The following is a 13,990-nucleotide window of genomic DNA, read 5'->3' on the forward strand; positions in this document are numbered from 1 at the left end:
TTGCGGGCGGGCCCCGGCGATCGGCGCGTTTCCCGTGATCGGGCGGGCCCGCATCGCCGGGGCGGCCCGCATACTCGGGGGGTGACCTCGAACGAGCCCCTCCCCTACGACGTCGTCGTGCTCGCCGGTGGCGGCGCCCGCCGGCTCGGCGGCGCCGACAAGCCGGGCGTCAGGGTGGGCGGGCGCGCGCTGCTCGACCGGGTGCTCGGCGCCTGCGCCGACGCGCGCACCACCGTCGTCGTCGCGGATCCCCGCCGCACCGCCCGGCCCGTGCGCTGGGCACGCGAGGAACCCCCCGGCGCGGGGCCCGTCGCCGCGCTCGACGCCGGACTGCGCCACACCGCCGCGGACGACGTCCTCGTCCTCTCCGCCGATCTGCCCTTCCTCGCGACGGACACCGTGCGGGGGCTGCTGACCGCCCTGCGCGCCGGGCGGGCCGACGGCGTGCTGCTCACCGACGCCGACGGCCGTGACCAGCCGCTCGTCGCCGCCTACCGCTCGGCCGCCCTGCGTCGCGAGCTGGCGGTGCTCACCGCCGGCGAAGGCGGCCTCACCGGACTGCCACTGCGCCGGCTGACCGCCGGACTCGACCTCGCCCGCGTCCCCGACCCGGTCGCGTCGTTCGACTGCGACACCTGGGACGACATCGCCGCCGCCAGGGCCCGTATCAGGGAGCATGACCACGTGTTGGATGAATGGATCTCCGCAGTCAAGGACGAGCTGGGCATCGACCTCGACGTCGACACCGGCCTCCTCCTCGACCTCGCCCGTGACGCCGCCCACGGGGTGGCCAGGCCCGCGGCGCCGCTGACCACCTTCCTGGTCGGCTACGCGGCCGCACAGGCCAAGGGAGGCCCCGAGGCCGTCGCCGAGGCCGCCCGCAAGGCCGCCGCGCTGGCGCTGCGCTGGGCGCAGGAGGCCGAGCAGGAGAACGCCCAGCAGCAGAGCGCCGAGGAGCAGAAGGCCGGCAGGCCCGGGGGCTCCGGACCGGACGCCGGATGACCGCCCGCGGGACCCGGCAGGGCCTCGACGCCGAGGACCTCGACGTCGAGGAGGCGCTCGCCCTCGTGAAGGACGGCAACGGCACCGCCCGCCCGCCCGGCGGCCAGAGCCCGGCGCCACGAGACGGCAGCGGGCACGCCACTTCGCGCGCTTCTTCCGCCTCCACCCCGGCCCAGGCCTCGGAGACGGGGCACCGGGGCGACGCCGCCGAGCACCGCCACCGGGCGACCGCCTGGCCCGAGGCCCGGACGGTCGCCGCCTGCGCCGCCCGGTCCGGCGCCGCCCGCCTCGCCCCCGTCTCCGTGACCCTCGGCGACGCCCTCGGCCTCGTGCTGGCCGCCCCGCTGACGGCCCTCACCGACCTGCCCTCCTTCGACACCTCGGCGATGGACGGCTGGGCGGTCGCCGGCCCCGGCCCCTGGCACGTACGGGAAGAGGGCCTGCTGGCCGGGAGCGCGACGCCCGCACCCCTGGCCGACGGCGAGGCCGTACGGATCGCCACCGGCGCCCGGATCCCCCCGGACACCACGGCGGTGCTGCGCAGCGAGCACGGCCGTACCGACGACAACGGTCGGCTGCACCCGACCCGCGAGATGCAGCACGGCCAGGACATCCGCCCGCGGGGCCAGGAGTGCCGCAGCGGGGATCAGTTGCTGCGCGCCGGGGCGGTGGTCACCCCGGCCGTCCTCGGCCTCGCCGCGGCCGCCGGGTACGACACGCTGGCCGCCGTCCCCCGGCCCCGGGTCGAGGTGCTCGTCCTGGGCGACGAACTGCTCACCGAGGGCCGCCCGCACGACGGCCTCATCCGGGACGCGCTCGGCCCGATGCTGCCCCCGTGGCTGAGGGCACTGGGCGCCGAGGTCACCGCGGTGCGCCGGCTCGGCGACGACGCGAAGGCCCTGCACCGCACCATCACCGCCTCCGGCGCCGATCTCGTCGTCACCACCGGGGGCACCGCCTCGGGACCCGTCGACCATGTGCATCCGATCCTGCGCCGCCTCGACGCCGAACTGCTCGTCGACGGCGTCAAGGTGCGCCCCGGTCACCCGATGCTGCTGGCCCGCCTCAAGGAGAACCAGCATCTCGTCGGTCTGCCCGGCAACCCTCTCGCGGCCGTCTCCGGTCTGCTGACGCTCGCCGAGCCGCTGCTGCGCACCCTCGCCGCCCGGCCGGCTCCCGAGCCGTACGCGCTGCCGCTGAGACAGGCGGCGCACGGGCACCCGCACGACACCCGGCTCGTCCCGGTCGTCCTGCGCGGTGACCACGCGGTGCCGCTGCACTTCAACGGCCCGGCCATGCTGCGGGGTATCGCGGCGGCCGACGCCCTCGCCGTCGTGCCGCCGGGCGGCGCACGCGCGGGTCAGGAGACGGAGCTCCTCGACCTGCCGTGGGCGTCGGGCGGGATCGACGCCTGTTTCACGTGAAACAGTCCTGATCGGCCAGGCCTGATCGACGTCGACCCGTCCGGCTCGCTCCCGGTTTCACGTGAAACATCCTCACGCCTGCTCGGGGGCCGGGACGGCACGACTGACCGTGATCACCCGGTCTCCCGACTGGAGGCGGGCGAGCCGGGGGTCGGTGTAGTCCAGCAGCTCCTTGCCCCGGACGACGGCCACGACCTGGTCCGAGCAGCTGCGGGGCGCCTCGCCGACCTCCGCCTCGCTGACCGGCCGCTCGATGAGGTCCAGGCCGTTGCCGAGGGTCATCAGGTTCTCCAGGGTCTTGGCCACGGTCGGGCTGACCATCGAGACGCCGAGCAACCGACCGGCGGAACTGGAGCTGGTGATCACGGTGTCCGCGCCGCTCTGCTTGAGCAGCGGCACGTTCTCGTCCTCCCGGGCGGCCACGACGATCGTCGCGCGCCGGTTGAGCTGCCGGGCGGTGAGGGTGACCAGGGCGGCCGTGTCGTCCCGTTGCGGGGCGACGATCACCCGGGCGGCGTTCTGGACCTCCGCCTTGAGGAGTGTCTCGGAGCGGGTCGCGTCCCCGGTCACCGACACCAGGCCGTCGTCGCCGGCGGCGAGCGCGGACTTGCGCTGGGCGTCCACGATGACGATCCGGTCCTTGGGGATGCCCTGTCCGACGAGGGTCTCCACCGCGTGGCGGCCCTTCGTGCCGTAGCCGACGACCACGACGTGGTGGCTGATGCGGGTCCGCCAGCGGTGGACGCGGACCTGTTGACGGGTGCGCTCGGTGAGCACTTCCAGGGTGGTGCCGACCAGGATGATCAGGAACACCACGCGCAGCGGTGTGATGACGAGGATGTTGACGAGCCGCGCCGTGTCGCTGACCGGGGTGATGTCGCCGTAGCCGGTGGTGGAGAGCGTGACGGTGGCGTAGTAGGCGGCGTCGAGGAGGCCGACGGAGCCGTCCGAGTTGTCGTTGTAGCCGTCATGGTCGGCGTAGACGATCAGCGTGGTGAGGGCCAGTACCAGCAGGCCCATGGCGAGGCGGCGCAGTACCTGCTGGAGCGGGGGGACGCCGATGCGCATGGGCATCGTGATGGAGCGGCCCGCCTCCGCGTCGTCGCGGGCCTCGCTGCGCGAGCGGTACCAGAGGGACCTGAAGAGGGAGAGTCTGGCCTGGCCGGCCGGCTGTCGTTCGTGGTCCTTCATCGTGTGCCCCCTGTGACGGTGATCCGATCGGTGGGCACCATGGTTCCCGGCGGGCTCGTACCCGTCATGAAGCAACACGTGTCCATGAGTCCACAGATCCATGATCCCGGAGGTCCCCTTGCGCGACCACATTGTCGTCGTCGGCTTCGGCACGAAGGGCCGGTCCGCGATCCGGACGGCCTGCGCGGCGGGCCTGCGCAAGGAGCAGGTCGTGGTGATCGACCCCAGTGCGAAGGTGATCGACGCGGCGACGGCCGAGGGCTACGAGGGTGTGGTCGGGGACGCCACCCGCAGTGATGTGCTGCGGCGGGCCGAGGTGCAGCGGGCGGGGCGGATCGTCATCGCGACCCAGCGGGACGACACGGCGGTCCTCGTGGCGCTGACGGCCCGCCAGCTCAACCCGGGGGCGAAGATCGTGGCGGCGGTCCGCGAGGAGGAGAACGCCCCGCTGCTCAAGCAGTCGGGCGCCGACGAGGTCATCACCAGCGCCGGTGCGGCCGGCCGGCTCCTCGGCCTGTCCGTGCTCAGCCCGGCGGCGGGCAGGGTCATGGAGGACCTCATCCAGCAGGGCGACGGGCTGGACCTCGTCGAACGGCCCGTCACCAAGGCCGAGACGGGCCGTGGACCGCGCGAGACGGACGACCTGGTGGTGAGTGTCGTCCGCGGGCACCGCGTCCTCGCCTACGACGACCCGGCGATCGGCATGCTGGAACCGACCGACCGGGTGGTCACGATCGTGCGGGTGGGCCCGGAGCGCAGCCGGGCCCCCCTCGGAACGCCCGGCATGCCCGGGATCCCGCCGCTGCCGCCGGCCTGAGGAACATGCCCCCGGGCGCTGTACGGCGGCGCTACTTACGGTTGTAGAGCCGCATCGTCACCGGCCCGAAGACCAGCACGAACAGCGCGGCCCACCCCAGCGACCAGGCGATCTCGGTACCGGGCCAGTCACCCGCCATCAGTCCCCGCACCGCCGAGGCGAGATGGGTGACCGGGCTGTTGTTGACGAACGCCTGGAGCCAGCCCGGCATGGTGCGGGGGTCGACGAACACGTTGGACAGGAAGGTGAGCGGGAAGATCACCATCATGCTGACGCCCATCACCGACTTCTCGGTGCGCAGCAGCAGCCCGAACATCGTCCAGATCCACGAGAACGCGAACGAGAACACGACCAGCAGGGCGATTCCCGCGACCACCCCCGCGAACCCGCCGTCCGGCCGGTAGCCGAGGACCAGGCCGACGGTGAGCATCACGACGGACGCGATCGTGTAGCGCAGCGCGTCGCCCAGCAGATAGCCGACCATCGTCGAGGGCCGCCAGATCGGCAGGGACCGGAAGCGGTCGAAGACGCCCTTCTCGATGTCGGTGTTCACCGAGACGCCCGTGTACATCGTGATCATCACGACCGACATCACCAGGATGCCCGGCAGCAGGAACTGGATGTACTCCTCCGGGGACCCGGCCAGGGCGCCCCCGAACAGGTACGTGTACATCAGCACCATCATGATCGGGAACGCGGTGACGTCGAAGAGCTGCTCCGGCACGTGCTTGATCTTGAGGATCGCCCGCCAGCCGAAGGTGAGGGAGGCCGAGAGGGCGCTCGGGCGGGGCGGCCGTTCCCGCGAGACGAGCAGCTCGGTCAGCGACTCGGCGCTCACGGGAGCGAGATCCTGGACGTCCGTGCTGGTCACGGTGCTCATACCGGCACCTCGCCTTTCTCGCCGCGGCCCGCTGCACCGGCACCGGCGGAAGTCCCGCCGCCACCCGCCGGGCCCGTGCCGGTCTCCGTGTCGCTCTTCGGGTCGGTCTTCGGGTCGGTCTTCGCGTGGGTCTTCGCGTCGGTCTTGGTGTCGTGTCCGGTAAGGGCGAGGAACACCTCGTCCAGGCTGGGCTGGCCCAGAGAGAAGTTGTCGACGACGATCCCGGCCCGGGACAGTTCCCCGAGGGCCCGGGCGGCCTGGGCGGCGGCCGTGTCGCCCGCCGCCGCGTCGAGCCGGGCGGTCAGCGCCACCGGGTCCGGATCGCGCTGGACGTCCGCGTCCAGGGCCAGTCGCAGCACCTGTTCGGCCTCGGGCCGCTGCGCGGGGTCACGCAGCCGCAGATGGACGGAGCCGGCGCCGACGGACGCCTTCAGCTCGCCCTTCGTGCCCTCGGCGATCACCCGGCCCCGGTCGATGACGGCGATCCGGGACGCCAACTGGTCGGCCTCGTCCAGGTACTGCGTGGTCAGCAGCACGGTGGTGCCCTGGGCGACCACCGCCCGCACGATGTCCCACACCTGGTTGCGGCTGCGCGGGTCGAGTCCGGTCGTCGGCTCGTCGAGGAAGAGCAGGTCGGGTGTGCTGAGGATGGACGCGGCGATGTCGATCCGCCGCCGCATACCGCCCGAGTAGTGCTTCACCTGCTTCCCCGCCGCGTCGGTGAGCCCGAACGCGGCGAGCAGCTGCGCGGAGCGTTCCCGGGCGGCCTTCTTGGCGTGCCCGAGGAGCCGGCCGAGCAGCACCAGGTTCTCGGTGCCGGTGAGGTCCTCGTCGACGGACGCGTACTGGCCGGTCAGGCTCACCCGGCCGCGCACCTCGTCGGCCTCCCGGACGACGTCGTGGCCGAAGATCCGGGCCTGGCCGCCGTCCGGACGCAGCAGCGTGGCGAGCATCTTCACGGTGGTCGTCTTGCCGGCGCCGTTCGGGCCGAGGACGCCGTAGACCGTGCCGGTGGGGACGGCGAGGTCGACGCCGTCCACGGCCCTGGTCTCGCCGAACGTCTTCACCAGGCCCGCAGTCTCGATCGCCAGGCCGGCGGTGTGCTGGCTCATGGGGGTTCCTTCCGCGTACTTGGGCTACGCATGGGGAGACCTTTACCGTCGCCCGAACTCATCGGTGATCGCATCTCGTTTTTCCGGACCCACCGATACGGCCCACCGACCCCGCACGCCGATACGGCCCATCGACCCCGCACGCTGATACGGCCCACCGACCCCGCTCGCCGACCCTGCACGCCGCCCCCCGCACGCTGCCCCGTACGCCGACCCCGCTCACCGTGTTCCGTCGCGGCTCATGATCGGCAGCGCGGAGGGGGAGGAGTAGCGTCCCCTTCATGCATGCGATCACGATTCCCGAACCTGGTGGTCCCGAGGCGCTGGTGTGGGACGAGGTCCCCGATCCCGTACCCGGCGCGGGCGAGGTCCTGGTCGAGGTGGTGGCCGGCGCCGTCAACCGGGCCGACATCCTTCAGCGGCAGGGCTTCTACGATCCGCCGCCCGGCGCCTCCCGCTACCCCGGCCTGGAGTGCTCCGGCCGGATCGTCGAGGTCGGCCCCGGCGTCTCCGGCTGGGCCGTCGGCGACGAGGTGTGCGCGCTGCTCGCGGGTGGCGGCTACGCCGAGAGGGTCGCCGTGCCGGCCGGTCAGCTGCTGCCGGTGCCGGACGGCGTCGATCTGCGGAGGGCCGCCGCGCTCCCGGAGGTGGTGAGCACCGTCTGGTCGAACGTCTTCATGATCGCCCACCTCCGCCCCGGCGAGACACTGCTCGTGCACGGCGGCTCCAGCGGCATCGGGACCATGGCCGTCCAGCTGGCCAAGGCCGTCGGTGCCAAGGTCGCCGTCACCGCGGGCACCAAGGAGAAGCTGGACCGTTGCGCCGAGCTGGGCGCGGACATCCTGATCAACTACCGCGAGCAGGACTTCGTCGCCGAGCTGAAGCAGGCCACGGACGGCGCCGGTGCCGATGTCATCCTCGACAACATGGGCGCGAAGTACCTGGACCGCAACGTCCAGGCGCTCGCCGTCAACGGCCGTCTCGCGATCATCGGTATGCAGGGCGGCCTCAAGGCCGAGCTGAACATCGGCACGCTCCTCGGCAAGCGCGCCGCGATCAGCGCGACCTCGCTGCGGGCCCGTCCGCTGGAGGAGAAGACGGCCATCGTGGCGGCCGTGCGCGAACACGTCTGGCCGCTGCTCGCCGCGGGTCATGTCCGCCCCGTCGTCGACCGCGAGGTCCCGATGAGCGACGCGGCCGAGGCCCACCGGATCGTCGAGGCCAGCACCCACGTCGGCAAGGTACTGCTGGTCACGCCCGGGGGCCGGGCCTGAGGCCGGCGAGCTGGCTGCCCGGCGGCGGCCTCAGGTGCGGCGCAGCCGCAGCGCGGCCAGGGCGAGGGCGATGCCGAGGCCGATGAGGACGAGGCCGCTGCCGAGCGGCAGGATCTGGAGCACGGGGCCGTCGGCCGCCCGCTGCTCGGTCGACGCGGCCCGCCGCCCGGCGTCCCGGGGCGCCGTCGAGGGCACGGGGGCGGCGGCCTCCGGCGACTCGGAGGCGCCGGTGTCGCCGGAGAGATCGCCGTCGTCGGCGCCCTCGTCCGTGCCGTCCTCGTCCTCCGTGGCCTGTGCCTCCTCGTCCGCCTCCTCGTCCGCCTCCTCCTCCGCGCGGTCGCCCGGCCGTCCGGGCCGCTGGCGTCCCTCGCCCGCCCGGCTGCCGGCCCGGTCCGGTTCGGGGGAGGAGGGGACGGGGGTGGCGGACGCCGCCACCGGGGCGTGCGACGCGACGACCGCGTGTGTCGAGACGGCCGCGTACGACGAGACACCCCCGTAGGGCAGTACGAGCACGCCGAGCATGCCCACGCCCGCGCCCACGACCGCGCGGGCTCGCACCGCGCACCACGCCTGCTGCCATGGAGTCACGTCCGTGACCCCCTCCCGGTGCCCAGTGGCCAAGAAAAGACGCAATAAGCCTCACATCGGCGAACATTTCACGCATTCCGGACTCCGCCGAACGGAAACAGTGGATCACCTTTCCCGGGGGGTGCCACGGTGATGAGGTGGGCACGTGCGAGAGAATGACGGCATGGAGATGCCGAGGAACGAAAGGTCGCCGGAGAACGCCCAGAAGATCCTGGTCGTAGGTCAGGACGGCATGGCGCTCGGTGACATCGACGCTGACGACGACTCCCGTGAGATCCCGGTGACCGAGCAGGTCGAGCAGCCGGCGAAGGTCATGCGGATCGGCAGCATGATCAAGCAGCTGCTCGAGGAGGTGCGCGCGGCTCCCCTGGACGAGGCGAGCCGGGCCCGGCTGAAGGAGATCCACTCGAGTTCGGTGAAGGAACTGGAGGACGGCCTGGCGCCGGAGCTGGTGGAGGAGCTGGAGCGGCTCTCCCTGCCGTTCAACGAGGACTCGACCCCGAGCGACGCGGAACTGCGCATCGCGCAGGCCCAGTTGGTCGGCTGGCTGGAGGGCCTCTTCCACGGCATCCAGACCACCCTCTTCGCCCAGCAGATGGCCGCGCGGGCCCAGTTGGAGCAGATGCGTCGCGCGCTGCCGCCGGGAGCGAGCCACGAGGGCGTCGACGACCCGCGCGCGGGCGGCCGTTCGGGCGGACCGTACCTCTAGGGAATCGGGGCCCTGACGGGTTCCTGGACACGAGAAGGGCCCGGCGGTGAACCGCCGGGCCCTTTCCCATGACGTCGGGCGGTCAGGACGCCGGGTTGCCCGTGGAGACCTTGATCTGGATCTCGGGCATGTCCTCCGGGTCGACATCCGTCCCGGCGGCGGGGAACTGGTCCATGACCGCCCCGTCGCCGTACGTGTTCTCGTCGACCTTCACGATCTTGTACTGCCAGCCGGCGGCCTGGAAGCACTCCTTGACCGAGCCGATGTACTTGAACTTGAAGTTCGGCACCCGGATCTTGTCGGGGTCGTTGTACGACTCCTGCGGCTCGGAGCACTCCGTCGACTCGATGGTCTTGGAGGTGTCCGGCGCCCGGTAGTCCGCCGCCTTCGTCGCCGACGGCGAGGAGCTGGTGGTACCGCCCTTGGCGTCGTCGTCACCGGTCCCGTTCAGCGCGAGGCTGGCGAGGAGGCCGCCGACCGCCACCACGGCGACGACGGCCGAGCCGATGAGCACCGCCTTGCTGTTCCTGCGGCCGTCGCCTCCCGAGGTCACCGTGGTCGACGGCTGCGGGCTCAGGTTGTACGCGGGCGGGGTGTGCGGGGCCTGCTGGTGGCCGTAGGCCGGCGCGGGCGTCTGGTAGCCCTGCTGCGGGTAGCCGTAGGAGGCGGACGGCGTCGGCGTGCCGTACGGGTTCGGGGTCGGGGCGGGCTGATACGGCGTCTGGACGCCGGCCTGGGGCGGCGGGGTGCTCTGTCCGACCGGCGGGAACACCGCGGAACCGACACCCGCGCCGCTCGACGTCTGGGCGCCCGGGACGATGCTCGGCGGCGCCGCCTGGAAGGAGGCGGCGACCCGCAGGCACTCGTCGCGCATGGCGACGGCGGTCGGAAAGCGCTCGTTCGGGTTCTTCTTCAGCGCGCGGGCGATCAGCGCGTCGACGGCCGGCGGCAGCGCCCGGTTGACCGAGGAAGGAGCGACCGGCTCCTCCTGCACGTGCGCGTACGCGATCGCAAGCGGCGAATCGGCCTCGAACGGCAGCCGCCCGGTGACCAGTTGGAACAGCATGATGCCGACCGAGTACAGGTCGGAGCGGGCGTCCACCGCGCGCCCCAGGGCCTGTTCGGGCGAGAGGTACTGCGGGGTGCCGACGACCATGCCGGTCTGCGTCATCGAGGTGACCCCGGACTGCATCGCGCGCGCGATGCCGAAGTCCATCACCTTGACCACGCCGCGCTTGGTCATCATCACGTTGCCGGGCTTGATGTCGCGGTGGACGAGCCCCATCTCGTGGCTGATCTCCAGCGCCGCCAGCACGTCGGCGGTGATCTTCAGCGCCTTGTCGGCGGGCATCGCGCCCTGCTGCCGTACGTCCTCGTCGAGCACCGAGCCGAGCGGGCGGCCCTCGATGTACTCCATGACGATGTACGGGGTCGTCAGACCCTCGACGTCGTCCTCGCCGGTGTCGAAGACGGAGACGATGTTGGTGTGCGTGAGCTTGGCCACGGCCTGGGCCTCGCGGCGGAAGCGCTCGCGGAAGGCCTGCTCACGGCCGAGTTCGGTGTGCAGGGTCTTCACCGCGACCTGACGGTCGAGCACGGCGTCGTAGGCGAGGTGCACCGAGGCCATGCCGCCCTCGCCGAGCAAGTCGCGCAGCTGATACCGGCCGGCGGCGAGCGCCCGCCCCGTGTACCGGCCCTGCGCGCCGTCCTGGCTCATCTTCTGCGTCCCCCGTAAGCCCTCAGGCGCCGTTGACTGTCGTTGATCGAAAGTGCTATTCCCGGCCAAGTCTGCCGTAGGGCACTGACACGTCAAGCTCGGTGCCCGTTCCGTGACCCTACGAGAAAGAAGCGTCGCGGAAGCGTTACAGGTGCCGTACGACCGGTACACGGAATTTGCACGTCGGTACGGAGTACAGGTTTCATGGCCGGTCCGCCTCGGACCGGCGCCCGGGCACGCCCCGGGCGATGTTCCGGGGATCGCCCCGGGCCGGAGGCTTGCGCGGAGGCTGTAGCGTGGCCGACGGAGACCGTAACAACACCGCGCGTTCCGCGGGCAGAAACGACGGCGAGGACTGATGGCACAGCAGCGCGCTCAGGGCCCGTCCGACCCCGAGGCGACTGGCGGCGGTATGTCAGATGCGCCGGAGAACTGGGGCAACGGCGGGCTGGTTGGGGACGGCCGGTACCGGCTGACCCGCAGACTCGGCCGGGGTGGTATGGCCGAGGTGTTCGCGGCCGAGGACGTACGCCTCGGACGCACCGTCGCGGTGAAGCTGCTGCGCGCCGATCTCGCCGAGGACCCCGTGTCCAAGGCCCGCTTCACGCGTGAGGCCCAGTCGGTCGCCGGCCTCAACCACCACGCGATCGTCGCCGTGTACGACTCCGGCGAGGACTTCGTGGGCGGCCAGAGCGTGCCGTACATCGTGATGGAGATCGTCGAGGGGCGCACCATCCGTGACCTGCTCCTCAACGCCGAGGCGCCGGGGCCCGAGCAGGCCCTGATCATCACCTCGGGGGTGCTGGAGGCGCTCGCCTACTCGCACCAGCACGGCATCGTGCACCGTGACATCAAGCCGGCGAACGTGATCATCACGCACAACGGCGCGGTCAAGGTGATGGACTTCGGCATCGCGCGCGCCCTGCACGGCGCGTCCACGACGATGACGCAGACCGGCATGGTCATGGGCACCCCGCAGTACCTCTCCCCGGAGCAGGCGCTCGGCAAGGCCGTCGACTACCGCTCCGACCTGTACGCGACGGGCTGCCTGCTGTACGAACTCCTCGCGCTGCGACCGCCGTTCACCGGTGAGACGCCGCTGTCGGTGGTCTACCAGCACGTGCAGGACATCCCGGTGCCGCCGTCGCAGACCTCGGACGGGCAGTGCCCGCCGGAACTCGACGGCCTCGTCATGCGGTCGCTGGCCAAGGACCCCGACGACCGGTTCCAGACCGCGGAGGAGATGCGCGGCCTGGTCCAGTACGGGCTCCAGATGCTGTACGACCAGGGCGGCCACACCGGCACCTGGAACACCGGCCCGGTCGGCGCGCACGACGGCCGCGGCACGCCCGCCGGCGGCTTCGCGAGCACGACCCCGCTGGCGCACGGCGCCGACGGTTCCAGCACGTCGCAGATCCCGCAGCCGATCCTGCCCACCGGTTACGGCGGCGGTGACGACGGCGGCTTCGAGGGGCACGGCAACAAGGGCAGCGGCCGCGGCAAGCTGTGGATCCTCGCCGTCTTCGCGGTGATCGCCATCGCCGCGGGCGTCGCGCTCGCGCTCAACGGCCAGGGGAAGGGCGGCGGCGGCACCGACACCTCGCCCTCGCCGTCCACCTCGCAGTCCGCGACGAACGACACCTCCAGCGAGACGCCGAGCGACGAGGCGAGCGAGTCGTCCTCGGACGACACGTCCGACGACAACTCCGGTTCGAACTCGGATTCGAACTGGACGCCGACGTACACGCCCTCGGACACGCCGCAGTACACCCCCTCCGAGTCGGCCACCAGCGAGCCGACCGACGAGGAGACGGAGACCCAGCCGTCGGACGAGCCGACCGACACACAGCCCTCGGACGATCCGACCGATGTGGAGCCGAGCGACCCGGCCACCGAGGGCGGCACCCTCGGCAGCCTCGGCTGACCGGTCGGCGTACGCCACGACCACCACCGCACGCGCGCGTGGGCCCCTGACAGGGCTCCACACGCGCGTGTCGTGTGTCCGGGGCCCGGATCAGTCCGTGAAGGCGCCGCACACCGCGTCGTACTCCCGGGTCCACCACACGACGAGGGCCGAGGCCGCCGGGAACTGGGAGTCCGCGCGGGCGTCGCCGCGCTCGTAGTGCCAGCGCAGCATCCAGAAGTCGTTGAGACGCTCCCACCACACCCGGTGCACGGCCGCCGTGAGTTCGCCGGCGGTGGCCCCGGCCGCGCGCCGGTACGCGCGTGCGTACCGCCTGGCTCTCGACAGGTCGAGGGTGCCGTCGGGGCGGACGAAGAAGATCGCTGCGGCGCGGACGGCCTCCTCGGCACGGGGCTGCACGCCCAGCCGGTCCCAGTCGACGATGGCGGCGGGGGCGTCCCCGCGGTAGAGGAGGTTGAAGGGGTGGAAGTCCCCGTGCACCCAGCCGACCGGTCCGCCGGGCGGGGGACGCCGGTCCGCGTGCCGTTCCAGCAGTGCGCGCCGCTCCAGGAGGCGGTGTCGGGCCAGTTCGTCGAAGGAGTCGGCGGGCCGGTGGCGGCGCACGCGCGCGAGGAGGCCGTCGATGAGGACGAAGGTGTCGGCGGGGTCGGGACTCGGGGCGGCGGAGGTGGTGGTGGTCGCGACGGGGCCGGGGCGCTCGGCGCGGTCCGGGTGCGCGCGGGGGGCCGTGACGGTGGCCGTGGCCGGTACTGCGGCCGGGGTGCGGTCGAGGGGTTCGGGCCGGGGCCGGGGCACGTGCCCGCCGCGCTGCGGTGGCGGGCGCTCGCCGTGGGACGCCCGCATCACGTGCTCCAGGCCGGCGTGCACCACCCCCAGCAGCGTTCCGAGGCGGCCGCACTGACCGGGGGTGAGCTGGGCGCCGTGGCGGTGGCGGCCGTCGATCCACGGGTGCAGGGCGTAGGCGTGGCCGCCGACGACGGCGACCGTGCGTCCGTCGTGGCCGGGCAGCGGGGGAGCGACCGGGACACCGAGGTCGGCCAGCCGCTCGGTGGCCCGGTGCTGGCGGGCGATCGCGTCCGGGTCGGCGGTGTCCGGATCGACGTGGTGCTTGAGGAAGTAGCGGCCCCGGGTGGTGCGGAGCCGGTAGCCGCGGTTCAGCAGCCCCTCGTCGACGGGCTCACAGGTGAGCGCGGTGCCGGCGGCGTACCGGCGGAGCAGAGCGCCCAAAGGGGGCGCGTGGAGCGGCGAGGGTGGTACACAGGAGCGCGGCACGCGCCCGATGCTAGGGCACGATCCGGGGCTGTGAGCTGGGCGTTGTCACAGAAAGTCACCAAAGGTCAACGGGCGTCACA

At 72.6% G+C, this 13,990-nt stretch carries 11 protein-coding genes and 1 pseudogene; 6 read left to right on the forward strand and 6 right to left on the reverse strand.

Going from position 1 to position 13,990, the window contains the following annotated elements:
- The first annotated feature begins 81 nt into the window (after positions 1–81).
- Entirely contained in the window at positions 82–1,002 is a 921-nt protein-coding gene (locus AOQ37_RS14485) for an NTP transferase domain-containing protein (protein WP_062644902.1), read from the forward strand.
- On the forward strand, positions 999–2,426 hold the full coding sequence (locus AOQ37_RS14490) for a molybdopterin molybdotransferase MoeA (RefSeq protein WP_062644903.1): 1,428 nt from the start codon (positions 999–1,001) through the stop codon (positions 2,424–2,426). Before AOQ37_RS14485 ends, AOQ37_RS14490 begins: the two co-directional genes overlap by 4 nt.
- Positions 2,427–2,498: 72 nt before the next feature.
- On the opposite strand, the gene AOQ37_RS14495 is transcribed toward AOQ37_RS14490, so the two are convergent.
- Positions 2,499–3,617, reverse strand: a complete 1,119-nt coding sequence (locus AOQ37_RS14495; protein WP_062644904.1) for a potassium channel family protein — start codon at positions 3,615–3,617, stop codon at positions 2,499–2,501.
- A 118-nt stretch (positions 3,618–3,735) separates the two neighbouring features.
- On the opposite strand from AOQ37_RS14495, the pseudogene AOQ37_RS14500 reads away from it, so the two are divergent.
- Positions 3,736–4,434, forward strand: a pseudogene (locus tag AOQ37_RS14500) (potassium channel family protein); the annotation flags it as partial.
- Positions 4,435–4,465: 31 nt separating this feature from the next.
- Here the strand turns inward: AOQ37_RS14500 and AOQ37_RS14505 are convergent.
- Together AOQ37_RS14505 and AOQ37_RS14510 are read right to left on the reverse strand one after the other, a co-directional pair.
- Positions 4,466–5,314 carry an ABC transporter permease gene (locus AOQ37_RS14505; RefSeq protein WP_062644905.1) on the reverse strand — a complete coding sequence of 283 codons (849 nt, stop codon included), beginning with the start codon at positions 5,312–5,314 and terminating at the stop codon, positions 4,466–4,468.
- Complete coding sequence (locus AOQ37_RS14510) at positions 5,311–6,426, reverse strand: ATP-binding cassette domain-containing protein (RefSeq protein ID WP_078890179.1); 1,116 nt, start codon at positions 6,424–6,426, stop codon at positions 5,311–5,313. The genes AOQ37_RS14505 and AOQ37_RS14510 overlap by 4 nt, the downstream gene beginning before the upstream one ends.
- Positions 6,427–6,707: 281 nt before the next feature.
- On the opposite strand from AOQ37_RS14510, the gene AOQ37_RS14515 reads away from it, so the two are divergent.
- Positions 6,708–7,700, forward strand: a complete 993-nt coding sequence (locus tag AOQ37_RS14515) for an NAD(P)H-quinone oxidoreductase (RefSeq protein ID WP_062644906.1) — start codon at positions 6,708–6,710, stop codon at positions 7,698–7,700.
- A 30-nt stretch (positions 7,701–7,730) separates the two neighbouring features.
- On the opposite strand, the gene AOQ37_RS14520 is transcribed toward AOQ37_RS14515, so the two are convergent.
- On the reverse strand, positions 7,731–8,288 hold the full coding sequence (locus tag AOQ37_RS14520) for a hypothetical protein (protein WP_063781146.1): 558 nt from the start codon (positions 8,286–8,288) through the stop codon (positions 7,731–7,733).
- A gap of 163 nt (positions 8,289–8,451) precedes the next feature.
- Between AOQ37_RS14520 and AOQ37_RS14525 the strand changes: the two genes are divergently transcribed.
- On the forward strand, positions 8,452–8,997 hold the full coding sequence (locus tag AOQ37_RS14525) for a bacterial proteasome activator family protein (protein WP_062644908.1): 546 nt from the start codon (positions 8,452–8,454) through the stop codon (positions 8,995–8,997).
- A gap of 82 nt (positions 8,998–9,079) precedes the next feature.
- On the opposite strand, the gene AOQ37_RS14530 is transcribed toward AOQ37_RS14525, so the two are convergent.
- A complete protein-coding gene (locus AOQ37_RS14530; RefSeq protein WP_062644909.1) occupies positions 9,080–10,714 on the reverse strand; it encodes a Stk1 family PASTA domain-containing Ser/Thr kinase in 1,635 nt (544 codons plus the stop codon).
- A 412-nt stretch (positions 10,715–11,126) separates the two neighbouring features.
- On the opposite strand from AOQ37_RS14530, the gene AOQ37_RS14535 reads away from it, so the two are divergent.
- A complete protein-coding gene (locus tag AOQ37_RS14535) occupies positions 11,127–12,638 on the forward strand; it encodes a protein kinase domain-containing protein (RefSeq protein WP_062644910.1) in 1,512 nt (503 codons plus the stop codon).
- 90 nt (positions 12,639–12,728) lie between these two features.
- On the opposite strand, the gene AOQ37_RS14540 is transcribed toward AOQ37_RS14535, so the two are convergent.
- Positions 12,729–13,910 carry a phosphotransferase gene (locus AOQ37_RS14540; protein ID WP_062644911.1) on the reverse strand — a complete coding sequence of 394 codons (1,182 nt, stop codon included), beginning with the start codon at positions 13,908–13,910 and terminating at the stop codon, positions 12,729–12,731.
- Between the last annotated feature and the right edge of the window lie 80 nt (positions 13,911–13,990).

The sequence above is a fragment of the Streptomyces maremycinicus genome, from assembly GCF_001184025.1.
Lineage (GTDB): Bacteria > Actinomycetota > Actinomycetes > Streptomycetales > Streptomycetaceae > Streptomyces > Streptomyces maremycinicus.

What these genes read in the sequence shown, in the direction of transcription:
- AOQ37_RS14490 (WP_062644903.1), top strand. Translation starts at nt 999, where the DNA reads ATGACCGCCCGCGGGACCCGGCAGGGCCTCGACGCCGAGGACCTCGAC.
- AOQ37_RS14495 (WP_062644904.1), bottom strand. Translation starts at nt 3,617, where the DNA reads ATGAAGGACCACGAACGACAGCCGGCCGGCCAGGCCAGACTCTCCCTC.
- AOQ37_RS14505 (WP_062644905.1), bottom strand. Translation starts at nt 5,314, where the DNA reads ATGAGCACCGTGACCAGCACGGACGTCCAGGATCTCGCTCCCGTGAGC.
- AOQ37_RS14510 (WP_078890179.1), bottom strand. Translation starts at nt 6,426, where the DNA reads ATGAGCCAGCACACCGCCGGCCTGGCGATCGAGACTGCGGGCCTGGTG.
- AOQ37_RS14515 (WP_062644906.1), top strand. Translation starts at nt 6,708, where the DNA reads ATGCATGCGATCACGATTCCCGAACCTGGTGGTCCCGAGGCGCTGGTG.
- AOQ37_RS14525 (WP_062644908.1), top strand. Translation starts at nt 8,452, where the DNA reads ATGGAGATGCCGAGGAACGAAAGGTCGCCGGAGAACGCCCAGAAGATC.
- AOQ37_RS14530 (WP_062644909.1), bottom strand. Translation starts at nt 10,714, where the DNA reads ATGAGCCAGGACGGCGCGCAGGGCCGGTACACGGGGCGGGCGCTCGCC.
- AOQ37_RS14535 (WP_062644910.1), top strand. Translation starts at nt 11,127, where the DNA reads ATGTCAGATGCGCCGGAGAACTGGGGCAACGGCGGGCTGGTTGGGGAC.